Annotated in this window: 23 protein-coding genes; 3 read left to right on the top strand and 20 right to left on the bottom strand. The window is 37.0% G+C overall.

All coding sequences use genetic code 11. From position 1 onward, the window contains the following. The first annotated feature begins 1 nt into the window (after position 1). The gene (locus tag ACRDEC_RS12995) at positions 2-244 is read left to right on the top strand and encodes a hypothetical protein (RefSeq protein ID WP_431498788.1); all 243 of its coding nucleotides are present in this window, start codon (positions 2-4) and stop codon (positions 242-244) included. 130 nt (positions 245-374) lie between these two features. Here the strand turns inward: ACRDEC_RS12995 and ACRDEC_RS12990 are convergent, their stop codons facing one another. The 11 genes from ACRDEC_RS12990 to ACRDEC_RS12940 are packed head-to-tail and all read right to left on the bottom strand — an operon-like array spanning position 375 to position 9,433. Next, positions 375-836: a DUF3872 domain-containing protein gene (locus tag ACRDEC_RS12990; RefSeq protein WP_431498787.1), complete on the bottom strand. Its 462-nt coding sequence runs from the start codon at positions 834-836 to the stop codon at positions 375-377. A gap of 11 nt (positions 837-847) precedes the next feature. Further along, the gene (locus ACRDEC_RS12985; protein WP_431498786.1) at positions 848-1,408 is read right to left on the bottom strand and encodes a conjugal transfer protein TraO; all 561 of its coding nucleotides are present in this window, start codon (positions 1,406-1,408) and stop codon (positions 848-850) included. 23 nt (positions 1,409-1,431) lie between these two features. Next, a complete protein-coding gene (traN, locus tag ACRDEC_RS12980) occupies positions 1,432-2,325 on the bottom strand; it encodes a conjugative transposon protein TraN (RefSeq protein WP_431498785.1) in 894 nt (297 codons plus the stop codon). Positions 2,326-2,357: 32 nt separating this feature from the next. Next, positions 2,358-3,686: a conjugative transposon protein TraM gene (gene traM, locus ACRDEC_RS12975; protein WP_431498784.1), complete on the bottom strand. Its 1,329-nt coding sequence runs from the start codon at positions 3,684-3,686 to the stop codon at positions 2,358-2,360. Continuing rightward, positions 3,673-3,960, bottom strand: a complete 288-nt coding sequence (locus ACRDEC_RS12970) for a nitrogen regulatory IIA protein (protein ID WP_431498783.1) — start codon at positions 3,958-3,960, stop codon at positions 3,673-3,675. Before ACRDEC_RS12970 ends, traM begins: the two co-directional genes overlap by 14 nt. Before the next feature lie 11 nt (positions 3,961-3,971). After that, complete coding sequence (traK, locus tag ACRDEC_RS12965) at positions 3,972-4,595, bottom strand: conjugative transposon protein TraK (RefSeq protein ID WP_431498782.1); 624 nt, start codon at positions 4,593-4,595, stop codon at positions 3,972-3,974. A gap of 20 nt (positions 4,596-4,615) precedes the next feature. After that, complete coding sequence (traJ, locus tag ACRDEC_RS12960) at positions 4,616-5,611, bottom strand: conjugative transposon protein TraJ (protein WP_431498781.1); 996 nt, start codon at positions 5,609-5,611, stop codon at positions 4,616-4,618. 3 nt (positions 5,612-5,614) lie between these two features. Beyond that, positions 5,615-6,247 carry a DUF4141 domain-containing protein gene (locus ACRDEC_RS12955; protein WP_431498780.1) on the bottom strand — a complete coding sequence of 211 codons (633 nt, stop codon included), beginning with the start codon at positions 6,245-6,247 and terminating at the stop codon, positions 5,615-5,617. A gap of 39 nt (positions 6,248-6,286) precedes the next feature. After that, positions 6,287-8,788, bottom strand: a complete 2,502-nt coding sequence (locus ACRDEC_RS12950; RefSeq protein WP_431498779.1) for a TraG family conjugative transposon ATPase — start codon at positions 8,786-8,788, stop codon at positions 6,287-6,289. Beyond that, a complete protein-coding gene (locus tag ACRDEC_RS12945) occupies positions 8,785-9,117 on the bottom strand; it encodes a DUF4133 domain-containing protein (protein ID WP_431498778.1) in 333 nt (110 codons plus the stop codon). Before ACRDEC_RS12945 ends, ACRDEC_RS12950 begins: the two co-directional genes overlap by 4 nt. A 10-nt stretch (positions 9,118-9,127) precedes the next feature. After that, complete coding sequence (locus ACRDEC_RS12940; RefSeq protein ID WP_431498777.1) at positions 9,128-9,433, bottom strand: DUF4134 domain-containing protein; 306 nt, start codon at positions 9,431-9,433, stop codon at positions 9,128-9,130. A gap of 182 nt (positions 9,434-9,615) precedes the next feature. On the opposite strand from ACRDEC_RS12940, the gene ACRDEC_RS12935 reads away from it, so the two are divergent. Further along, the gene (locus tag ACRDEC_RS12935; protein WP_431498776.1) at positions 9,616-10,758 is read left to right on the top strand and encodes a cysteine desulfurase family protein; all 1,143 of its coding nucleotides are present in this window, start codon (positions 9,616-9,618) and stop codon (positions 10,756-10,758) included. Positions 10,759-10,770: 12 nt separating this feature from the next. Continuing rightward, positions 10,771-13,155, top strand: a complete 2,385-nt coding sequence (locus tag ACRDEC_RS12930; RefSeq protein WP_431498775.1) for a hypothetical protein — start codon at positions 10,771-10,773, stop codon at positions 13,153-13,155. Positions 13,156-13,363: 208 nt separating this feature from the next. Here ACRDEC_RS12930 and ACRDEC_RS12925 read toward each other — a convergent pair whose 3' ends face one another. From ACRDEC_RS12925 to ACRDEC_RS12885, 9 genes are all read right to left on the bottom strand, one after another. Continuing rightward, complete coding sequence (locus tag ACRDEC_RS12925) at positions 13,364-14,101, bottom strand: hypothetical protein (RefSeq protein WP_431498774.1); 738 nt, start codon at positions 14,099-14,101, stop codon at positions 13,364-13,366. After that, positions 14,098-15,228: a hypothetical protein gene (locus ACRDEC_RS12920; protein WP_431498773.1), complete on the bottom strand. Its 1,131-nt coding sequence runs from the start codon at positions 15,226-15,228 to the stop codon at positions 14,098-14,100. The genes ACRDEC_RS12925 and ACRDEC_RS12920 overlap by 4 nt, the downstream gene beginning before the upstream one ends. After that, entirely contained in the window at positions 15,218-17,398 is a 2,181-nt protein-coding gene (locus ACRDEC_RS12915; RefSeq protein WP_431498772.1) for a sensor histidine kinase, read from the bottom strand. Before ACRDEC_RS12915 ends, ACRDEC_RS12920 begins: the two co-directional genes overlap by 11 nt. A 6-nt stretch (positions 17,399-17,404) precedes the next feature. Beyond that, positions 17,405-18,511, bottom strand: a complete 1,107-nt coding sequence (locus ACRDEC_RS12910; protein ID WP_431498771.1) for a phosphoadenosine phosphosulfate reductase family protein — start codon at positions 18,509-18,511, stop codon at positions 17,405-17,407. After that, the gene (locus ACRDEC_RS12905) at positions 18,511-21,726 is read right to left on the bottom strand and encodes a hypothetical protein (protein ID WP_431498770.1); all 3,216 of its coding nucleotides are present in this window, start codon (positions 21,724-21,726) and stop codon (positions 18,511-18,513) included. Before ACRDEC_RS12905 ends, ACRDEC_RS12910 begins: the two co-directional genes overlap by 1 nt. After that, positions 21,716-22,612 (bottom strand): DUF4007 family protein, encoded by an 897-nt coding sequence (locus tag ACRDEC_RS12900; RefSeq protein ID WP_431498769.1) that lies wholly within the window; start codon positions 22,610-22,612, stop codon positions 21,716-21,718. Before ACRDEC_RS12900 ends, ACRDEC_RS12905 begins: the two co-directional genes overlap by 11 nt. Before the next feature lie 97 nt (positions 22,613-22,709). Next, positions 22,710-23,330 carry a conjugal transfer protein TraD gene (locus ACRDEC_RS12895; protein WP_431498768.1) on the bottom strand — a complete coding sequence of 207 codons (621 nt, stop codon included), beginning with the start codon at positions 23,328-23,330 and terminating at the stop codon, positions 22,710-22,712. 2 nt (positions 23,331-23,332) lie between these two features. Beyond that, positions 23,333-23,725, bottom strand: a complete 393-nt coding sequence (locus ACRDEC_RS12890) for a DUF3408 domain-containing protein (protein WP_431498767.1) — start codon at positions 23,723-23,725, stop codon at positions 23,333-23,335. A gap of 5 nt (positions 23,726-23,730) precedes the next feature. Beyond that, positions 23,731-24,498 (bottom strand): ParA family protein, encoded by a 768-nt coding sequence (locus ACRDEC_RS12885; protein ID WP_431498766.1) that lies wholly within the window; start codon positions 24,496-24,498, stop codon positions 23,731-23,733. Between the last annotated feature and the right edge of the window lie 612 nt (positions 24,499-25,110).

Below are 25,110 nucleotides of genomic sequence, written 5' to 3'. Positions count from 1 at the left end.
CATGGCAAAAAATAACATTTTAAAAAGTGATTCCTTTACATTAGTACGTAAATTCAAAGCAGTTTGTAAGGAAAAAGATCTTCATAAGGATTGGAGAAACACAGAGGATGAGGCAATCCTGGATGCTTTAGAACATCAGGATACCAATATTTCCCATAGAGTAGATATAATGGTGCAAGAAAAGCAACAGTATGTCCTAACTATTGGACAAGATAAAATTGATAGAGCAATTAGATTAAAGTAGTTTTGAATTATCTATTTTTTATCATGCAATTGCTTTTAGTTTATATATTTTTAATGGAGAAAGTAAATTATAAAAATTGACCGGCCGTATTTCGGCAGGTCAATTTACTTTATAGCAATCGCTACCGATTTTATCTATTTAAGCTATTTAGCTGAAAATTCAACTGTTTTTCATTCCCAAAATTATCAGAAATCCAGATAGTGAAAGAATGTGTCACATAGGCCTGTGACGTATAATACAACCGAAATTGTTCTGCTGGTATGGGATATAAATTATTGGGAACAAAAGCATGCTGTTGGTCGTATCGCAGCAGACCCAGACCGTCATATTGAAAATAGCGGATAAAATACTGCGTGCCGCTATATTGATCGGTTCTTTGAATCATAAGCCTTATCTCAATGGTCTGACCGTTGGCGATTGCCTGGGGGACCGGCATTACACTAACTTCAAATGGTATACCTTTTTGGATTTCCAAATCTTCCTTTTCACATGAAGAAAGAAGGCTCGTGCTTAGCATTATAGCAAAAAATAACCATAGATATTTGAACTGTACTGTAAAACCGATGTTTTTATAATTGAATACTGATTTCATAATTATTGTTTTTAAAAGTTATATCGTAAACCCACACCTGCAGACGCTCGAAGCTGTTCCAGGGATGTTCCCCAAAATACTTTTGTCTTTGCCTGAACCAGCAATACAAAATGATCGGATAAATAGGTTTCCAGGGACAATTTTCCTCCCGCGCCGTAGATGAAGTTCTCTTCATTAAGAATCTTTGCACCATCATATAGGATGTTATTTCCACGATTAATAGTTTCATAACCGATAATCCCGGTGATGGCTGTATTGAGGGAAATATTTTTAGCGGGATCTCCTAACAGGTAAAAACTACAGCCACCTTCCATGCTGTATGTTTCCTGTGGTATTCTCAGCTCTTTGTATTTTGAATACTGATGGGTATATTCCAATGCCCATAACCGATAGTTCCCGTTTCTGCCATTTACAGTCAGCCCTATACTGAGGTAATAATTCCTGTCGGAATTATAACGGGATAAGGTTCCTGCATTAATTTCCAGCCCTTTTTGTTTAGGCAGCATTCGCTGTGCCTGCATCATGATGCTGCTTGTTATTACAAACAGCGTAGCCAATAGATACTTTTTCATTTATTGTTTTTTTACTGAGGTTACTATATTTTCAGGTGCATATCCTTTATCAGTCGGGCTCTTATCAAATCCGAATTTTCCACCTGAAGTGTCTGGTGCCTGCCGCCGTTCTTTTCAAAAATCTCAATGAGCAGTACCTTGTCATCGGCAATGGTAAACTGGTCCAGCAGGAATACATTTTGTTCGACTGATTTTCCTCCAATCTCATCCAGTGGCTTGTAAGTACGAAGCGGAATCATGGGTCTTTCCTGTACTACGGTACGTTTTGCTAACTTTTTGTCCGCTACCTTGAAATTGATAAAATCAATCTGGAAAGGAACATTAGTGCGGTTGGCAAGTTTCGTGTGGAAATAGTATTTGCCATTATGGATGTAAATACCTTTCAGTAAAAACTGAATGCCAAAACTTTTAGCCCCGATATGCTTTACAAAACGTTTGTCTTTTTTGTAGATGGTTTCCATTAACAGGCCTGCTAGTGATGGTGAGTTGTTTCCCAACTCTTCAAAAAGCACATCGTCTCCACTGGACTTGTCCACAGTCTTTTGCATCGTTAACAGATCGTAACTCAATGTTTCAGGACAGGAACTGTAATACACATTGAAGCTGTAAAATCGGCCGTCGTTGGTAATTACCGAGAAATTAGTTTCCGGTTCAAACTCCTTTACAGAGGCTTTTATACGCAGTACATTTTCGGCATCATCAGCCTTTCCTGCAATCAGGTATTCGCTTCCGAGATCCACATAACGGATAGCAGTTGGAAAAATCAGGTGGGAAGTCTTGTCGTAAGTAACTTCCATTTGGTACGGTTCTATACTGCCCAAAGCAAGTGGCGATTTTACAGTATCCTGTGCCATAGCCGGTATGATGGAGCCGATCATCAGGGCATAATCCCAAAAGGTTTTAAATTGTTTTTTCATTATTTAATTGATTTTAAGTTTACTATTAATTCTTATTTTTTAGAGACCAGAAACAGTTGATGGCCTGCCTTTAGGGTAACTTTCGGTGTCCTTACTTTTTTGGAGAAGTAACCCGAAATTCCCTGAACTACTCCTTTGCTCATTTCTGCAGCTATTTGCTGTCCTGCTGATTGGGTCAGCATGAGGCTTGTTCCTGATTGCTGGCTCATATTGCCGGCCATTTCAGTAAGGGCATTCATTTCCGGTGAATATGGCACGGACAAGCCTTGCTGACCATCAAGATCATAAATGGTGATGTCTACAGGTATAATATTACCGTCCAGTTCAATGGAAGTAACTTTTAACTGTAGACGTCCTGCCTGAATCTTAGTAGAAGCGGTTATGACTGTACCCTTCGGAATGATACGGCTAGGTGTTTTAGCAGGCTCCAATAAACGCAGCTGCACCATGCTTTCGCCGATAATGGTCTGTGTTTCCTGAACACAGGCTTTGATACTGTTCTTTGGCTGTACCACTTGCTGCGCCGAACCTGCAGTATAAAAGCTGCGGTTTCTGGTTGCGCTCCATTCGGCCAAAAAGGTACTGTCGCTGGGTTCACGGTACAGGGATGATACAGTACTTTTTTTTGCAGGGGCGAATGCGGCAAAATATTCCTTCTGTGTAGTACCAGAAGTACCAGTACCAGTACTGTTGCTGTTTGGCCCCTGATTGGTATTGGTTCCTGAAGGAAGGTACTTGGCAGCCATTTGATAGGATTTTTCCATGAGCGCCAGTTGGTCATTTGCCGTTATACCTGCAGGTACCTCTTTTTCAGCCAGCTTTTCCCTGAGTTCGTCCACTTGTTTGCGGAGCTCCTGTGTCTGGTCATTATCGCCCTGATAGAAAGAACTCAGCGTGCTTTGTGCATTGCGATAGCTGTTTAGTGCCAGGTTGCCGGATCTTCCAGAGCTACCGGCAGTTCCATTACTTGAGTCTTCTTCATCAGTTGCTGCGGCTGTCGCATCATCGGATGAACTGTCCTCATTCCAATAGTCGGACAGTGTGGTAAGGGCGTTGCGTTTTTCCTGCTCCTTTTGTTCCAGCATGTCCTGTTCGTATGCCTTTTGTTTGTCTGCCTGCATTCCGGCATCGCTCGCCTCCGGAACGGCATCGTTGAGTCCGATATTTTCGATTTCCTTTTTCTCTGAAGAAGGTTTAAATATCAGGTACATACAGCCCAAAAACACGATGCCCATTAAAACGAATATCAGCGGCTTTTTAAGCCGTTCCTGCTTCCCTTTTTTGTCATCGGGCAGATTGGATGTTTTGTTTTGGCCGCCTTCCTCAACAAGAATGCTGACCTTTTTTTCATTTTCCTTCATAAATCTTATTTTTTAGAATTGTTATCAAAGTGTCCTGTATCGTGGCAGGACTTTCTTCCTTTTTTAGGACAGGATTATCAATATGCTTGATCTCCATGTCATTATCGGACCTTGCTGTATCGAGCCACACTTTAAAAATGACCGCCAAGGTTAGCAGTACATAGCCTGTAAAAAAGTAAAGCGTATAGCGGTGTTGTTTCCTTACAGGCAATGCCTGCCAGCGCTCATCCAGCCTGTCAAACCACTCGCTCATATTTGTTCTTAAATTTTTCATACCACACTTTTTTAGCGTTCAATGACCTCTATATCCTTGTTCTCTGTCACGGCGAACTTTTCGATATTGAAGCCTTGCGGGTTATTATCCGAACGAACGGAGTTTACCAGAAAACAAGACGTAACCAGGTTACGTTTTGTCACGTTGCTCGAACGGATGATGAACTGTTTGGCATAGGTCCGTACGGCATAGGGATAGGTCTCGAAGTTGCAGGCCACACTGTCTACTTCGATGCGCTGCTGCACATTACCCGATATGATGCGGTTGAAATACCCTTTTTCCGAAAGGTCTTTGTAATAATCGAAGGCGCTTTTATCGGCGAGATTGAACGCGCGTTTCATATTGCTTTCAATGGCGTTCTTGTCGGGAGCGAGCGTAAAGAACAGTTCGTGAAAACGTCTTACGTGTTCACGGGCTTCCACCGGACGGTTGATGGAGGCATCCTGCGCGAATGCCAGCATCAATGATTTCCCATTGTCCAGGACATAGATTTTCTGTCGCTGCTGTTCCGCAAAGCGATAGGAATGCCATACGGCATAGCCTGTGATCCCTGTACAGAGTACAGCAAACACAATAGCGTACAATCTGATCTGCCTGAAACTGTTTTCTATATTTCTTAGCGTTTTAAATTCCATTTTCCTCAGTGATTAATTGTTTACTTATTGATTAACCTGCCACCGATATTTCCAACTGCTGAACCGGTTCCGGCTCCCGCTATATTTCCAGATTTCATTGCGGTCTGGTTGACATTACGGGTAAAGTTCCCTGCACCGCCAGCCTGAATAATCCAACCTGTCACTGTCGGAATGGTAAAGTAGCCCACAATACCTATAATCATAAAGATGATATACACGGTGTTTGAAGTATCAGGGATGAATGTTGGATCGGCAAGCATTTCAATATCCCGTTCAATAATCAGGGACTGTATCTTGGCAAGCATTGAGCTGAACAGGTCTGCTACCGGAAGCCATAAATACACACTGACATATCGGGTGAGCCACTGTGTAAGTGTGGATTGAAAGCCGTCCCATACCGATATGGCAAATGCTATCGGACCGAGTATTGACAGGACTATCAGAAAAAAAGTCCGTATGGTATCAATGACCAATGCCGCTGCCTGAAAAAGAATTTCCAGCAAATTGTGAAACCATTCTTTTATGGCTTTCTCGATCTTGTAAGCCTGTCTGTCCATATACATTCCTGCCATTGTGCCGACATCGGCAGGTGACCAGCCCAGTTCTTCCAGTTTTTTGTCAAATTCTTCGTTCGATACCAGATAGGCAGTTTCAGGGTCGCGAAGCATCGCTTCCCGATCCAGCTGGTCTTTTTTTGCCTGTAAATCGTTCAGGTCAAGCACCTGGTTTTCAAGGATGGAATGGGTTCCTGTAACCACTGGGCTTAAGATTGCATTAATGGTTCCCAGTACTATGGTCGGGAAAAACATGATGCAAAATCCTAATGCAAATGGACGCAGCAAAGGGTACATATCAATCGGTTCTGCCCGGCTGAGTGCCTGCCATACCTTGATGGCTACATAGAACAAAGCTCCCAGACCAGCCAGTCCTTTGGACACTGCCGCCATATCGGCGGACAGTGGCAGCATCTCATCATATAGGGAGCGTAGGACTTCGTGAAGGTTATTAAATTCCATAGCTTACCAGTATTTTTGGTTTGAAGGTCCATAGAGTTCCAGCACTCTTTTTGTATTGTTCTGCTTTTTTGCCCTTAGAATGCTTATGGAGATATTCTTGTTGGTATAGTAGCGTACAAGGCTGTGGTATTCTTTTACTTCTTTGTACACACGGTCAATAATATCCATGCGTTCTTTGTCATTCAGGGATAGGCTTGAGGAGTTCACAATCTGTTTGAGTTCCTTCAGTAGCTCGGTACTCTCACCCAGCAGTGCTGAATAGCCATTGGCAATAGCTGCCAATTCGCGGGCAGAAAAGTTGGGATCGTTCATCATTTTTCCAAAGTTCTGCACATACATTTCAGACACGTCGCCGACTAGCAAAACCGTCTGTTGTACTTTGCGTGCATCTTTCACCAGATTGTTTACCGCCTGTAGCTTGTCGTAATATTCTTTGCCCTGTTTGTATACCTTTTCAACTTCCTTGAAATTTTTAATCACATTCGATACCGTGGAGGATGTCTGTACAATTTCATTGGCACTGTTCAGAATACCTGAAGCCAGGTTGGTAGGGTCTGTAACTACCCACTGGGCTTTTACAGAAGGTGCAGCAGTAAGGAATAGCGCTGTATACACCATAAACATTAATTTTTTCATTGTTCTTCAATTTTTAAGTTGTTAATGATTATTTGATTATTAATCTGCTTTATCACGCCGCCTAATGGCAATGTGCTTGATGGCGAGTTCTACATTGCCGTCCAGTTCTGAGGCAAGCTGCATGACTTCCATTTTCTCGGTTTCTTCGGTGGTATAGGCGAGATATTCCTCCAAACTAACTTCCGTGGCATATACCGCAGAGTGCGTACCGCCCAAACCTATCCACACCTCCTTGTAAAGCCTTGAGGCATCATTATTCATATTGATGGAAAGTACCTGTGCCTTTTCTTTATCAGTCAATCCGAGCATTGCCTGTATATCATCAAATTTGTTCATGTACTTGCGCTGGTCGAGCAGGATTTTACAATCGGAGTTATTGATGATGCTTTCTTTTACAATGGGCGACTGGATGATGTCATCTACTTCCTGCGTTACCACAATGGCTTCACCAAAAAATTTACGGACAGTTTTGAAAAGGTACTTGATGTATTCCGCCATTCCTTCTTTGGCGATGGCCTTCCAGGCTTCTTCAATCAGGATAAGTTTGCGGATACCTTTCAATCTTCTCATCTTGTTGATGAACACCTCCATAATAATGATGGTCACAATTGGAAAGAGGATTTTGTGGTCTTTGATGGCATCAATCTCAAACACGATAAATCGCTTGGAAAGCAGGTCTAACTGTTTATCGGAATTGAGCAGGTAATCATACTCGCCGCCTTTGTAATACGGTTCGAGTACATTGAGGAAATTGGCAATATCAAAGTCTTTTTCCCTTACCTGTTTTTCTTCCAGCACCTTGCGATAATCACCCTGAACATATTCGTAGAAACCATTGAAAGAAGGATACACATCGCTTTGTTTGATACGCTCGATATAACCGCTTACAGCATTGGACAATGCCACTTCTTCTGAACGGGTTGGCGGTTCATCATCGCGTTTCCAAAGTGTCAGTATCAGGGTTTTGACACTTTCCCTTTTTTCAATATCGAACACACCATCATCGGTATAGAATGGATTAAAGGCAATGGGATTGTCTTCGGTATACGTAAAATACACCCCGTCTTCCCCTTTGGTTTTTCCTTTGATGAGTTCACACAAACCTTGATAACTGTTTCCGGTATCCACCAAAAGCACATGGGCTCCCTGCTCATAATACTGTCTGACCATATGATTGGTAAAGAAGGATTTTCCGCTGCCCGAAGGACCCAATATAAACTTGTTCCGATTAGTGATGATACCTCGTTTCATGGGCAGGTCTGAAATATCCAGATGGATGGGTTTGCCTGTGAGCCTGTCTGCCATCTTGATGCCAAAAGGCGATGGTGAATTGTGGTAGTTGGTTTCTTCAGTAAAGAAGCATAAAGCTGGCTCAATGAACGTGTAAAAACTTTCTTCACTTGGAAAATCTGCCGCATTGCCGGGCATTGCTGCCCAATACAGCGTAGCTGTATCGGTAGTGTTGTGGCGAGGTTTGCATTCCATCAGTGCCAGTGCGCTCCCGCTGTCATTCTTTATCTGCTTGAGTTCGCCGGGATCTTCCGACCAGGCCATGATATTGAAGTGCGCCCTTATGGACGACAGGCCAAAAGAATGGGCTTCGTTCAGGTAGCGCTCAATCCATTCCTTGTTGATCTGGTTGGCACGGCTGTAACGAGCCAGTGAATGCATGTTTCGTGCGGATTTTTCAAACTTTTGCAGGCTCTCATCGCTGTTATCCAAAAACAGGTATTGGTTGTAAATATGATTGCAGCTGAGCAGCAATCCCACGGGGGCAGCAAAAGACAAACGGCAGTCACTGCGGTCGGTGGACAGTTTTTCGTAGCGTGTATCTGCCGATACCGTTCCGGGCAAATCATCTGTATCGGATAAGGTGTGCAGGCACAGCCTTTTGTTGCCAATGCGTACTTCTTCACCTCCGAGTGCGATATCCTGCATTGGTGTTCGGGCTTCTCGTGACAGCGTCAGGTACTGTTCCAGTAATCCCTGTTTTCCTTCCGAACCGATAATATCCTCTTCGCTCAGGCGCTGCAGTTTGATAAATCCGCAGTCGTTGATGATACGCTCAAACTGAGCAACTGCCTCCATAAAGCGATGGATTGCTTCCTTGTCCCTGATTTCCTTTGGTATCAATGTTCCTTTGCAGAGCGATGAAAAATTGCTCTGCATCCGCATTCTTTCCTTAGTGGTTTTGGTCAGGAACAGATAGCAGTAATGATTCAGGAACGGACGCTCATTGAAATGGCGTTGGTATGACTTTGCTAAAAAACTTTGGTTGTCTTCTGCCATATCGGGTGCGTAGCCCTCTTTAATGTACCAGTCCTGTTTGTGAACGACCGTAAAATCAGGCAGGGTCTTGATCGCTTTATGCCAGGCGGAATGAATGGCTTCGTATTCGGCGGAAGCTACCGTGAACAGTTCCGGTAAATGCACCTGAAAGCAGGCAGTAATGTCAGCGTCTTTTGACAAGATACAGTTGTTCTCTACTGCCAGTAACGGGAACTTGCTTTCCAGTGTTGTGGCTTTTGCTCCATTTCTCATATGGCACTGGATTTAGGGGTGAACTTCAGGTAGCGGTGTACGGGTTTGCGGCAGATGATGTATTGGGGATGCCTTTTTCTTGCACCTATTTTCATCAGTCCGTGTTCTCCATACTTTCTGTTCAGGGAGAAGGTTTGCCATACAATCAGCGAAGCGCCTCCGGTTCCTAGAAACAGGCAGGCATAGGAATTGACCCCAGCCATGTAAAGTATCATGACCAGAATAAGGGTTCCGAGCAATCCGCCAGCGAAGATGAACAGATATTGCGCCTTGAGGCCCTTAAATTCTACTGTTCTTCCGATACCTTTATTGATATTGTAATTGTTCATATATCAATTTTTAAAGGAAGAAGGAACGCAGAATGGTAGCCGCTACAATCAGGAAAATACACGCACCAAACCAGCTTGCTGCGGTTTTACTGGTATCGGGATCTCCGCTGCTGAATTTGTTATAAACTTTAACGCCACCGATTAATCCTACCACAGCTCCGATGGCATAAATAAGCTGCGTGGCGGGATCGAAATAGGATGTTACCATTTGGGTGGCTTCGTTGATTCCGGCCGTGCCGTTGCCTTGTGCGAAGGCTCCGAAAACAGACAATAGGATAATCCCTGCCAGCACTTGTTTTGTTGTTTTTTTCTCCATGATAGTATGAGTTAGATTTGTACTTTTTTCTGCCTGATGCAGATTTTTAAGCAAATCTATTGGAGAACTGAAGGCAACTTAATAAGCTGTCTTAAAGTGGAATTGTTTGGCTTTAAAAGACTGATAAAAGTGAAAATGTAGTATATTAGCTTACTTTATTAATTTCATCTGTTTTTATATTTTTGGGAAATAGTATAACATATTTAGATCATAACTCTACTACACCAGTTGATAAGAGAGTTATTGAGGTAATTACTCCTTATTTTAGTCATCTTTATGGAAATCCTTCAAGTCTTTATTCCTTTGGGAATATGGCGAAAATGGCTGTCAATAAGGCGAAAACCAGTAATGCTGATTTACTGGGGACTGAACCAAATGAAATTTATTTTAATTCCGGTGCCACAGAAGGATTGAATTTTGCCCTGAAAGGTTTAGCATTACATTCAGGTAATTCAAAAAAACATATCATTACTTGCACTACAGAGCATAAGGCAGTACTAGAAACTTGCCATTATTTGGAAAGTATTGGTTACGAGATCGATTATCTTCCTGTAAATAAAAATGGTGAAATAGATTTAGGGCTATTAAAAAACACCATAAGAATTGATACTTTATTGGTATGCCTGATGTGGGTAAATAATGAAACAGGCGTAATACATCCGATTAATGAAATTGGAAATATTACAAAAGAGGCAGGCGTATATTTTGTATGTGACGGAACACAGGGGATTGGAAAATTACCTATAAATGTTGTCGATTGCAATATTGACATATTTTGTTTTTCTGGACATAAAATTTACGGTCCAAAAGGTATTGGCGGAATTTACATAAATCAATCTATAACGAATAAGAATAAAATACAACCTCTAATTCATGGAGGTGGGCAGGAAGATGGTCTGAGAAGCGGTACATATAACCTTCCTTTAATTGCAGGATTGGAAAAAGCTTTTAGTATTGCTCAGGAAGAAATGGATCTTAATAAGAAACATATTGAACAGTTGCAGGACTTTTTAAAAAGGGAATTGTTACAGATTAAAGGTGCGACTATTAATGGTGAATTAGCTCCGAGAATATATAATACTGTAAACGTGTGTATTCCTGGTTTTGATACTGAAATTTTTATAGGTATGAATAGCGATATTGCCGTTAGCAACGGTTCGGCCTGCACGTCAGCACTGATTCAGCCTTCCCATGTTTTGCTAGCCATGCATTTAAATAACAATGATGCAATGAACAGTCTTCGCATCTCTTTGGGAAAGGATAATACAAAAGAGGATATTCAATTACTTATACAACGAATTAAAAACTTTATTAGCAATCAATAAATCTAAACGCTTATGTTGGAAACTCTATTTCAATCATTATATTACTGTAAAACAGAAACGGATATTGATAAGCTGATTTCAGAAGATTCTAATTTATCCAACAACATAAATTGGTTTCCAATTGGAAAAAATGAATCAAATTTCAGCATTATTGAGAATCAACAATCTAATCCGATAGCAGCACTGGTTGAAAAAGTTACCAATTCCATAGATGCAATCTTAATGAGAAAGTGTTTGGAGCAAGGGTTAGATCCTAAAGGCAAGGAAACACCTAAATCTATGGATGAGGCTGTGGACTTGTTTTTTCCTGACAATAAAAAATGGGACCTGAACACTTTCAGAAGAAATCAGGCTGAAGAAATACAAATCCTTGCAGATGGACCAACCAAGCAAAGTACTGTGATTATTTATGACAATGGAGAGGGACAGCATCCTAAGGACTTTGAGAATACATTTCTTTCACTAATGAGAGGGAATAAAAATGAAATCCATTTTGTTCAGGGAAAATACAACATGGGCGGTAGCGGAGCTATTGTTTTTTGTGGTACTAAGGGATATCAGCTCATTGGTTCAAAAAGATATGATGGTTCAGGCCAATTTGGTTTTACATTGGTTAGAGAGCATCCTTTGTCTAAAGACGAATTAGAGACTAAAAAAAATACGTGGTACGAATATTTAAAAATTGATGAAGAGATTCCTGCTTTTGATATATCAGAATTAGATTTAAAACTGCTTAACAGGAAGTTCAAAACCGGGTCAATCATAAAAATGTATTCTTACCAAATGAAAGGAATTTCAGGATTTGCACAGGATTTGAATCAAAGTTTCAATGAGTTTCTGTTTAAACCGGTGTTGCCAATATTTACAATTGATAATAAGGAGCGGTATCCAAACAACAAAGTTTTGGAAACTACCGTATATGGTCTTCAAAGACGTTTAGAAGAAGAAAAAGATTATGTTGAAGACTGGTTTTCTGAGGAGTATGAAGATACTCTTTTCGGGAAGATGAAAGTAACATGTTATATTTTTAAAGCAAAGCAAGACGGTAAAACTGTTAAGGAAACCAAAGCAGACATACAGCGTCGCTATTTTAAAAATAATATGTCTGCTTTATTTTCAATGAACGGTCAGGTACATGGACATTATACTTCTGAATTTATTACAAGAGGTTTAAAGTTTAATCTGCTGAAAGATTATCTTTTGATCAATGTCGATTGTACAAAGATGAAGTACGAATTTAGAAAAGATCTTTTCATGGCTTCGCGTGACCGTTTAAAGAATGGGACAAAAGCTGAGGAGTTACGGGATTACTTAAAAAAGAAATTGGTAAAATCAAAGCTTGATGATATTAATAAACGTAGAAAAGATTCTATTGGATTAGAAAGTGAAGATACATCTGAACTTATAAAGAGTTTTGCAAAAAACCTCTCTAAAGACAGTGACCTTTTTAAATTATTACAAAACACACTCAAACTGGAGGAAAAGGCTAAAGAAAAACCAGAGAAAAAAGAATCCAAAGGCAAGCCTGAAAGAGAAGAAAAGCCATTTAAGCCGGAACGTTTTCCAAGTTTTTTTAAATTACAGCATAAAGCTAATAACCCGATTCCGGTACCAATTGGTGGTGAAAAAACATTACGGTTTGAGACCGATGTTGAAGATCATTATTTTGACCGTACCGACGAACCTGGGGATTTGCAAGTCAGTATTTTAAAAGTGAAACGTACAGATAGCAAAGGGGGTAATCAGCAGGGAAATGAAAAAGAACCTGGAGAATTATTAAATATTATTAAATCGAGCCCGGATAGAGGTAGCATAAAAATCACCTTTAATCCTGATACTGAATTAAGGCAAGGGGATGAAATCGAAATAGAAGCTTCATTAAAAGGAGCGGGAGATCAATATTTTTCAGAAATTCTTTTCTTGAAAATTGTTGATCAGGAGCAAAAAAAGGGAACTGTACCAAAAGAGGAGGAAGATTATAGTAATATTGGATTGCCTGAATTGGTAAAAGTTTCAAAAGAGCAATGGGACGAACTGGAATTAAATGGTGTTTCCATGAATTATGATACAGTAATGAATCCGATGGCTTCGGGAGATATCTTAGAAAAAATTTATATAAATGTAGACAGTAATGTTTATCTTAATTATCGAAAAAAACTCAAAAATGAGGAACAAATTATCGTAGCTCAAAAAAGGTATATTGCTTCTGTTTATTTTCATTCTTTGTTTTTATACATGATTACTAAAAAGAAAAACTATAAGCTTTCTTTTGGAACAGAAAATAACGAAGAAGAAATAACTATCGATGAGTACATTCGTGATGTATTCGATAGTTATTACTCCGATTTTTTATTGAATTTTGGGATGGAACAGCTAATGGGAAGCTTGGAGGATTAGTATGTAAAAATTATTATCAAATACCAAAGTAGTCATTTCTCTTAATCTACTGAAGAATTATTATTTGCAGATATTAGATATCCTATGAAATGGTATTTAGGTAAACCCTACTATCGATAAATTAAGAAAATATTTGGATAAAATAGGAAAAATAAAATTTAACCGTGTTTTTTTTTTAGGATATTCAGTGGTCTTTTTCGCTTTTAAATTAATGATGTCCAACAAGATTAATATAAGGTAAGTTGTCTATCTTATGATCATTATTCCATTTCGATGAAAAAGCCTTACTATAAGGTTGCCAATATCTTGATTTTGCATTTTCTACAATTTCCAGATATTTTGGGTGCAGCGTAATCTTTTGGTGATTGCTTTTGGTGTAAAAATTTCTTATAATAAAATCACAGCTTAGAATTATATCCATCGGCGGATGTAATATTCTTGGCGAGGAAAGAAGCAGAAGATTTCCAAATATATCACCTTGCTTAACCATGTGACTTCCTCCAAAATTCATGTGGTACTCCGGATGAGAAAATAAAGCGTTTTCTGGACTTCCTTTGTCAAGATGCCATGAACAGTTTGCTTCCTTAATATCTTCTCCATTATTATAAAAAGCATTAACGGTTATATTAACTCCTAAAGATTTAATCGGATCTTGTTTGTAATCATCTTTTTTACTTTCACAACAAAACAAAGATAAATTAACTTCAACATCAATATCGCTGTTAGGTAGTTTTTCAATACCAACAGGCAAGCAATGCCTATCTAAATCAATTCTTGAAAAAGTGAGTGGTTCACTAGTTAATATTGAATATTTTAAATCATTATTATTTGAGTTGTCTATAACACCAATACTTTGGAGTATATTGGGGTTTTTTACAAATTTACCCCAACCCGAAAGAAGTCCCGATAATGCACGAAGGTCTTTCCGAATGTCATCCTTTTTCATCTTTTTCTCACTTTGGTATATAAATCTTTTAGCTTTTTAAGTCGTTCACGTTCTAATGGGTGAACTTTTGAAGTTTCAAGCTCTAATGCTGCACTAATTGAATAATATTCATCTTCTTCCCAAGGAGATTGGTCTATCGGTACTATGGCTAGAATTCCATCTGCTAATGCAATTGGAGTATGTAAAACTTTACATATAGTCCAAAAATAATCACTTTTGCTTTCTTGAAGTTTTTCGGCCGGTTTTAATGATAAAGTAAAATTTTTATTAATTCGTTCTACTCGTTCACTAGCGGATAATGATCCTAATGGCAAGTCAAAATTTTCGTTCCACCATTCTGAAAGTAATTCCATCCACCACCGATCAAAATATGATGAAAAGACTCCTTCGTAAGAGCAACAATTAAGTATACCTAACAATTTAATAATTTCTGGATCATCAACATTACTAATATCTATACCTAAGCGAGAAGCCAATAAATACTTATCAATTAACAGTCCTGAGGGTCTAATTATTTTAGTTAAGATAAAGCGTGAGATTTCATGAACGGGTTTTTTTTCGTTCACAAAAGAAGTAAGATATTCAACAACTCTATAATCTACGTGAGCTAAATCATCTATCTTTAATAAAGATTTTAAAATAGTTTCAGTATCTTCTTGAATTATAATTTCATTAACGACTTTATATGATTTGGCTAGATCAACCATCTCATTTATTACATTTATACGATTTTCATGAAAAAAATCTTTTTCATATATAACATCAAACAAATCATGACTAGACAAAAGCTTATCGTAAGTTTTACTAAAATTAAATTGTGCTGAACAAAGAATTATTGGAAAATCCTTTAATTTACGATCTACGGAAAGTCTTCTTAATTGTTGTGTAAGTGCCTCGACATCGAAACCTGCAATATCTCCATCAGTGTTTTTTCTGTTCAATCCCCAATCTATCAACAGCCCGTCATAATTTGTTTGGTTTACAGAAAGAAATTCAATAATTTCCTCCCATTTTTTATGCTGAAAAGGTATTATTTCCAAATTCTCGGGGTTAACACTTAGTCCTTTAGCAGTTTCCTGAATTGTAGATAACGGGTCGTCATCTATATAATAGTATTTAATAGCCATATTTTTGTAATTGATCCTCAGACGCCTGAGGTAATTCTATTCGAAAATTCGTTATGTATTCCTGTTCAGGTGCAATTAAATCTATTGTGCCTGAATATGCTGATATAATATCTTTTACAATCTTAAGTCCTAATCCTGTACCAGTGGCCATTTCATTTTGAGAAGCATCTATACCGGATGGTGCTGAAGTGGTGAAAAATGCATCAAAAATTCGATTTTTATTCTTCTCAGGGATACCATCCCCATTATCAAGAAACTCGATATAAATTATTCCATCATCTTTGCCACAGATAATTTGAATTTTCCCGTCATTCCTATTTACTCTTTTAATCGCTTTTTTTGCATTTGTATATAGATTATACAATATTGAGGTTAATTCTGAAGGATGCATAGAATACGTATAAAGATCATAACCATAATATTCTTCTGTGAGCAAAATATTTTCAGCTTGTAAATCTTTTAATACAATTTCATGAAACGATCTGACAGCTGACCTCAAATCAATTGGTCTTTTTTCTCTATTAGAGTTTTGCGTAATCGTATGATCAATATAAGAAGTATAACTCTTAAAGCGATTAAAGTTATCCTGTAGATTTAATAACGAGGACCTAATATTTTCGTCAAAATCTTGTTCTATAAGATAATTTATACTTCCATTAAAAGATGGTACAAACTGTCTTATTTCATGGGTGAATTCGGCTATATTAAGTCCTATTCCGGCTAACACGCGAAGCATCTCAATCTCTTCAAGTTTCGATATCGCCTCGTCAATTATGGAATTTGTATCGGGATCATCTTTTTTTAAACTTTCAAGCTTCTCTTTCGTGCTTTGGCCAGTCCGATCCGATGTATTACCTGAGCTAGAATTACTTTCCGAATTAGAGCTACTTCCATTATTTTGATTAGAACTATTTTTTTCTTGAAGTCTGGCAGAATTTATTCTCATTGCCGCTTGACGTAGAGCTTTATATACGAAGTCAGTAAGTTGAGAGAAAGCTTCATTTTCTATCAAACCTTCTCTACTTGATGTTTCTTCAAAATTTTCTCCGGAAGAATCAATAACTTCTACAAACCCAAAGAAGTTATGATTATTAAAGGGGACATAAGCATTATTTTGAGCCTTAACAGAATTTTTATCAATGTTTATCCAATCATTACCCCGTTCCCCATAAGGAAGTACACGAAAGCCATTTCTATATAATTTAATTCCTCCATTGTTTGCCCCTAAATCAGCAATTTTGTTGTAATCCATTTTAGGAATGTATCCGTCATACCAGTCAAATTTATATATGAAATAGTAGCTTTTGAAATGAATATTCTCTAAAAGGGAGAAATCCCCAGGAATGTCAATTGTGTCATTGACATTGAATCGGTTACTAACAACTTCGGTAATTCCATGATTATTCTCTATATATCCCTCGATAATGCCAATTGCATGATCAAAAATCATACTATCAACATCAGCAATAATATGGTTTACACCGTCATTAGATTTAATAAATTTTGTAACAAATGATTCATTTGAATTCTCAGATGCTATATTTAGATTTAAACTTTTTTTTGATAAAAATGTCGGCTGAAGTAAATCTGATATATATCTAAAAACGCGCTTTATAGGTGTTTCCCACCAAGCTTCCCGAAGGTCTGAAATAATTAATTTTGTACCAGAGCTAAAGTCAAGTTGTAATTCTGATATTGGGTTTTGAATTGAACTTAAATCGTTATCAATTTCGTATCTATTCCAATCAACTTCAAGTTTCAGTCCAGTACTCGAATTCTCAGCCTTAGTAAGTATTGTTAGTTTACGTCCTAGGCGCTGTGTAGCAAAACGTCCTATACCTTTTTTACCAGCTCTAACTCTATTAAACTTAGGAGATACAGGATTATGAAATTTGTCTGAAGATGATAATCTCATAAACCCATTTATCAACTGTTCGCGAGTCATACCATTTCCATTGTCAAAAATTTCTAAGGTACCACCAACAGCATCGGTATTTACGAAAAGTAGTTCAACACTAGTCGCATCAGCATCATATGCATTTTTAACAAGTTCTGAAACTGCAGTTTCAGCTCGACCAACTAGTTCTTTTCCAAGTCGATTGATAATTCCGGCATCAACACTGAAGCTCACCGTATCCTGAGCTAATAGATTATCTTGATTTTCTCCCATTATTTGTTATATAAAACAGCTTGCACATCCTTCCCCTTCAGCATCTTCTAGAATGTCTAAAAGATAGGGGGATTGTACTTTTGATTTTGTTCTTTCTTTACGTTTAATATACTCTTCTTTGATTCTCTCAATTCGATCTGGATGAACTAGTTCCGCCAAAGATTCGTCCTGAATCCAGGTATAACCATCTTTTTCATATTCCATAGCTTTTAAAAATAAATCAGGATGTTGCTCATATAGCCATATCCATTCAATTTTTTGCTGGTAAAAACAAAAGAAGCAACCTGAACGACTTCGTGCGTAGGTAGATTTTTTACCATTGACTTCAAACTCTATGGCTTTATAATAAGCTGGGACACCAACACCGGATTCTTCAAGAATTTTAAAAATATTATCCCTTACCAATATATCCTCATTCTCAATTAATGGAAAATGATCTTCTTGGGATAATGGATAGTCTGTGGTTTTTAAAAACTGAAATACCACATTATTGTATTCTTTTATCCCTAAATCTAAAAGATTGTTCAGCTTTTGCGTTTGATTAAAATTTATTGATATGGGATCATTTATGATTTCAAAAATACGTTCTGATTTTTCTCCTAAATCTAATGTTTTGTAAAATTTCAAAACGTTATCAATATTATTATTGGAGAGAAATTTTGATGTTACATCTTCGCTAAAGATGTTTTTCCTAAATGGGAAAATAGATTGAATATTAGATTTCTTTGAGATATAACCTTCTCTGTCTTCATCCCCGCGAATACCTACATAAGATATTACTAAATCATCTCCTACAAATTTTTCAAAAGGTTCTAATTTCAATTTTTTTGTACACCATCTTGATATAGTTCCAGGTAAAAATCCATTATACATTTTGATAAAATGGTCAAATGGGTTTAATGTATCATCTGAAAGAACAGGTAATTTTATAATCTCTTTGCCCAGGAAATTTTCTAAACTTTCAATTAAATTGTAAGTGTCCTGAAGTTCCTTTCCGGTATCTGATGTATAGTACTCAATATCTAATTCAGGATAATTTTGTTTCATATATATAGCTAAAGCAGCACTGTCCTTGCCTCCTGATATCCCTAACACATGTCTGACTTTATTCATTATAACAAATCTTTTAAAACAGCTGTTATAGCTGCTAAATCAATACTTTTATCTTTTGATAATAACTCTTTTATTTTTTCTTCCAGGTTTTTTACCTCTTTACTTTTTCCTTTTGGTAAACGAATCACTCTGTTTGTCATTCCTTCCTCAAAGGAGCTAATTTGCACATTTAAAGCTATTTCTTTTTCTTCATCAAGTTTAACTTTAGAAATTTCATTTAAACTATCCAAATTTAAAATCATATCCGTGAACTTATCATAAAGTAAAAGTTCGTCTTCATCTTTGAATTTTTCTAATGATTTACCAGTTAATGATTGTGCTAATGAGCTTAACCATGCTTTTTTATCCTCTATTTGAGAATCTATACGTAGCACGAATGATTTCTGAGCGTTTAACAATAAATGGCGATGCAAACTTGAATATCTTTTTTGAAATTTTGCCTTATATTCTTCAAATTCTATAGGCTTATCAAAATATTTATCAAGCAGAAAAGATTCAAAACGATTCACCAATTCATCAAAACAATTACGGATTTCCTTAATAGAGTCTTGTAACTGCACAATAAAATGCTGTAATTCGGCCCTGTCTCTTTGTATTTTTGCTACAGAATACCCTAGAGCCGCAGGGAAATCTTCAAAGAACGATTGTTCAGGGTCCTTCGAATTAGCTATCGCTTCCCGAATAGACATACTTTCTCTAGACATTCGTTTCGTTTCTTTAGAATAGTCCGGTAAGCCTCTGTAAAATACTAAAAAAGGTTTAATAGTTTCAATAAAAGTTTGTGCATTACTACTTTTATTTGATTCAATGTTTAAAAATTTACGATAGCTATTAAAAATATCAAGTTTAACTCCTTCTAAAACAAATGATTTTACTTCAAAGTCTTTAGGTATTTTTGCAATAAGTTCTAAAATATCCTCATTGACTGTTGGGGTATAGATACTTCCATTAAATAGTGCATATTCATCCCTTTTAATGAATAAAAAAGTTGGTACCCAAAAATCAATAAATCCTTGTTTTAGTTTAAAAGGTTTGTTGCTTAATATTTCGATGAATTCAGTAATATTTCTTTTGGTAAGTTTAGCACTATTTAAAAACTCAATGGAGGTCATCCATAAATTATGGAAACCATTTTCATTATGAGGTTCAATTATATTGGATGAGCTGTCGTCACATATTTTAATGCCATTGTTCTCTAACAGCGAAAGATAAATTGTTTTTTCTGGTGGAAATTTATCTTTTGGGAAGCCAAGCTGAGGCACATCCCAATCATTAGCCAAAGCTCTAAAATAGTTTCTCTTAGCGGTATGGATGGACGCAGATATTTTGTGTTTGTTTACGAGCTCATTGTTAAAGTAAGGGGTTTTATAATATACTGTCTGGCAAATTTCTGAAAGAAAAGAATTGAATTCTTTTTGTGATTTTAATTCTTTCTGTTGACCATTAAAGATCCATATAACCGACGAATTATCCCCAAAAAAACTGTTTAGTATTTTATGATTTAATAAATTTCTTTGATGCAATACAATGTTTTTTAGCTCTGCAATCGCAACCTTATCATCTGGATTTTCTTCTATTACCTTTCTTGTCTTTTCGATTTCAAATAAGAGGTCTTTTATCTCCTTTGATTTTAAATAATAACAATATAAGATAGCCTCTTGGTTTTCTGAAGATGTTTTTATAATATCTGACAGAATATTTCTTTCATTGAAAATTAAATTGATAATCCCATCAACATCTCCTTGTGGTTTTGTAGAAATAGATTGGGATGATATTTTGTATTCAAATAGACGTGGCGTTCCGGTTTCAAACATTGCTCTTTTGGCAAGTACTGGGGGAAGCGAGTAATTTTTATTAAGTAATGTTACAACATCGGTAATATCATCAATCTTGTTGCCGGCCTCATATAATGCTGTTGGAATATCAAGATCGGTTCCTTCAAAAAGAATATATCTATTATTATAGTTTCTGTACAGGATTACTTTTCTTACCTCTAAATCTTCAATTAATTTATCAGGGTTCTTAATATCTAAGCTCTGCAATGCATAATTTACTAAAAACTCACGATTTATAAACGAGCCTGCTTGTGCATTGATGGATAGTAAACCGATAGTTTTAATTATCTTTTCATAGTCAGTAAGATTTTTATCAAATAAAGATTCTACTTTTTCTAAAGAAGATCTTATAGCTTTCCATGCAGTAAAATCCGGATTATATCTGGAATTAATAAAAGAAAAATAATTGTATATCAAATAATCGTATACTTCCGCTGTCGAATAAAAACTATCACGCAATATACTGTGTTGATATAAACCTGTGTGGTCCGTCGATTCTAAAAAAGAAAATAATGAACGTTCATTTTGACCGTATTTTTGTAATGACAAAGTCAGTACGTAAGCAGATATTGGGTCTAAGGGGTATAGTTTTTTTGCTATTCCCTTTATATAGTCTTCATTTGTATTAAAAGCCTTTGAGAATGTTAGTATTTCTACTAATTCATTTATTGTATTTTCTTTTTTAATAGTTGACTGCTTCTCTTCCATATGTTCAGAAGCGAGAAACAACAATTGTTCTACCGGTTCGTTAAAAGTAACTTCTTTAAATCGCCCTTTTACTTTTGTCCATTCTTGTCTTTGTGATGATTCTAAATGGATAGCATATGCATCAAAATTTTGATGCACGGTTGTTAACAAGATTATGTTATTGTCTGAATTGTTAACAAATTCAACTAATTGCTGTATAAAATACAATTCTTTCTCAGGTTCATTTTTTGAAGCATATTCCAAAAATTTACCGAACTCATCAATAATAATAAAAAGAAGGGGATTCTTTTTATCTAAATCATAATATCGGTTATATATCTCAGAGAAAATATTTCCAGCAACGTTTTTATCTTTCTTTATTTCAAATAAATCAGCCAGCATTTCTTTCAAGGATTGAAATTCACCTACTATTTTAATAAAATCGATTTTTGCATTGGGTAGGATATTCAATCCGAAATAGGATTTATGACCTTTTAATGTCTGTTCTATGGCCCAGAGAAATGAACTTTTTCCAGTTCCATATGATCCAATTATATTAAATGATCTTATTCCTTGTTTAAAATCATTACTTATTTGGTTACTTATACGAATGGCATTAGGAGTTGGTATGTATTTCAACTGCCTGTCCGTATCACGAAGAATATTCGTTGATGTAGAAAATTTATTTGCCATAATAATTATTTAGCACATCAAACTTATCCGGCTTAGATGTAAATTGTAATTCTTTTATGCCAGCATGATCGCTTAATGTGATTCCATATTTTTGATACTTCGCATTGCTGGCGAGGAATTCCATTTTTTCCATTAATGAATTTTTTGTAATAGCAAAAACAGACCCTGCCTGATTTCTATCTTGAAATAAGACATTTAAGCTGACGGAGTTTTGAAAATTATTTTTATCTAAAATAGTGTATAAAATTATTTCTTCAGGAAGATTATTACGATTATCATTTGGTATGGAGTAAAAAGAACTAATTTTTGCTTCCTCTTGTATAAGATTTAAGTCTGTTAGTAATCCGGAAAATGTGTCTTCTTTATCTTTTACTTGTTCTGCCGTTCTGATATACATTTTTGTTAATACATCAAAATCTGTACTAACAGTCTTCTTATTAAACTGGGTAAAACGTATTTCATTCGCTTTTCTTTCTGCAAATGCTAGAAAATTATCCTTTGTAAACTCTATTTTTTCTTTCCTCAAATCATTAAAAATTAAATCATAAGTTGAAGCGAGTCCTTTACTTACCAAGTTGTAATGGAGTAACCATAATGTCGCTTCATCTTCTAAATAAGGATCTTTACCATTTAAAGAAAAAATGTAGTCTGCAAAATCAGTCGTATTTCCTTCTTTGTCGAGTAGCCCAAAAGCTTTCATCCAAAAAAAGATTGCTGAAACCATATTTTTACCCACACCTAATAAAACTACAGCCTCACTATCTGTGAATTTATTTCCTTTCTTAACAAAATCATATCCTTTCTTTAACCACAGTTGTCTGCAATGGAAAGTGTCATGACCAGAAAAGGTGAGTTTGGTTATTGGAATAGTCAGTGTTTCAGACATATATATAATTCTTAATGTTTGGTACAAAGTAACAAAATATAACTAGAAAAGAATTGTTCCCGGACTTAAATAATGAGTTTTATCTTAAGTTATATTTTTATTCCACAAACTCCCCCAAATCATTTTTCCGCAAAATGGAAGAACCGGCACCTGTTTCAGTAGAAAGGCTCCCGTCTAATAGCTCAGCTATCTTACGGGAGGCGCTTTCCATGGAATTTTCCAGCAGGTTAAATAATTCGGTTCCCTGTATTTTCTGAACAATAGCGACCGCTGTTTCCTTTTGAGATGGCTCCAATTTTTCTTTTTGCAGCAGTATCCCCACGGAGCTAAGTTCTTCAAAGGTAACCCCTTGGGCAAAACCGTAATCCTCACCGGATATTCCGTACCTGTTCCATTCTTCTTCCTCTTCCTCAAAATCGGGCATATTTCTGAAAATATCGTCCAGTTCTTCCTGCGGAATTTCTATATCAAAATCGTTTTCTTCGATTTCTGATTCAAAATTATCAATCTCCTTTACCGGCTCTTCGTTTAGGCTTTTGGAGGTCCTATTTGGCACCAAAAGGCTTCCAGTTGGTTTGGGAATGCCCATTATTTCGGGTAGGATGGGATTTACAAATGGTAGCCGCTCTTGTTTTGAAACAACCTTTTTTATGATGATTTTGTCTTTTGATAAAAGGACTATTACAATCAACAGGCATATAACAATTATTATTTCCATGGCTAAAAAATTGGTTTATATTTATCATTAAAACTGTCAGTAATAGCTTTCTCGAACAACTCAAAGTGATGTTCGAGAATTTTGTCCAGATAAGCATATAGCGGTATTTTGTCTTCACCGATTACCTGTACGATACGGGACAACCTTTCGTGGTATTCCTGACTTACATAGATGCTTTTATCGCTCCTGCGAACTAACGCATGGTTCTTGAGAAAACGTTCGCTATAAATTATACTGTCTGTCTTTTTCTGCTTGATTTTTTCTTTTGCCGGAGGTTTTTCATTAGTTGGTTCTTTTGCCGCATCTAATTGGTTTTCCTGCTCCCGGCCCTTGGACATGGCAGACATTAAAAATGCCTCGTCAACCTCCCGGTTTTGTTTTTTTTCATTTTCCATATTGCTTACAATTTTATAGTTCTTAGAAACTCTTCAATGAACAAATCCAGTCTGCAGGCTTTTATCAACTTTTCATCAGGAGGAAGCAAAGTAGAACGGAAAACGGTTTTTGCAGTAGCTTCACTTTCCTTACGGAAGCGCTTGCTATCTGTTACCTGAGTTTGCATTAATGTCAGACCCAGATCGGCAATTACTTTTTCATACGAGTTGTATAAGGATGATTTTTCCCTGCCATCCACCTGATTCCAGAACAGCCGGATGGTTTCAATAGAGGTTTCTCCCTGTTTCATAAGTATATTGGTCAGTACATGAGTAAAGCTTAAAGTACTTTCGATTACGATACGGTCAGCTGTGATAGGTGAAAAAATATGCTGCATCCCGGCAAGTATCGTCAAAAGACCGGGTGTATTAACCGTTCCCGGCAAGTCAAAAAATACCACATTAATAGGTATAGGTGAAGACCTCAAAAAAGCTTCTGCCTGTTCCAGAGCATTGTCTGCTTTGCATTGTTGTACAGGATAGGCTTTTTTGTTTATGGTGGAAAATTGTCGGTATGCCAGTTTTTTAAATATTTCATTCTGCATGATGGCCTTCAGGTCCCTTTCCCGCATCTGTGAAAGGCTGTACTGCGGATAGTCACAGTCAAAGACTGCGACATTATACCCCAGACGATAATGGAGCGTGCTAGCAATGATTGAGGTAAATGTACTTTTTCCAACGCCTCCTTTTTGGCTTGAGAAAGCAACAAATAATGTTTTGTTTTTTGTTTCCATTTTATTTGATTTTTAAGTTTTACTTCCTGATTGCCTTCTTGTCTGAGGTGCTTCGGGCCTTTACTATTACTGGATTGCCAGACAGCTAGCCAGACGGATAGGCGTGTTTCAGATTCGCACCCGGTATTATTTGACTGACAGCAATCTGGCTATATTGCGGTACTGCCTGACGACAGGTTTTCAGTCCCTATTTCAATAGGTAGAACTTTCAGTTTTGCCATCCTTCCGGCAGTGGATATCCATTTCTGGCAAGCACTATAGCTTGTCTTCCTTCCTGCAAATGATCCTGACGGTTATCCGGCAATCAAACGTTCTGACTCTCCTGAAGGCCAGTCGGATTGACTTCCAGATGGTTAGTCTGACGGATTGCCAGGACAAAGGAGCAATGTTTTTTTACATCCTATAGCAGTATGGCTATCATTGGCATTTACTGGCAGTACTTGGCATTATGATGTATACCAATGCTTTCATAATTCAGATTTTACTTTGCAAAAGGGATTTATCGACTGGGTTTATGAAAACACATGCCAACAAATCTGGCAGTATGCAGGACGGTGTCAAGCCGTTTTTCCCTGCTAACATTAATCCGCCTGGAAGGGCGGATTTTCCGGC

Source organism: Flavobacterium sp. (assembly GCF_050696275.1).
Lineage (GTDB): Bacteria > Bacteroidota > Bacteroidia > Flavobacteriales > Flavobacteriaceae > Flavobacterium.
The sequence above is the reverse complement of the archived record's forward strand: the minus strand, read 5'-3'. Positions and strand labels throughout refer to the sequence as shown.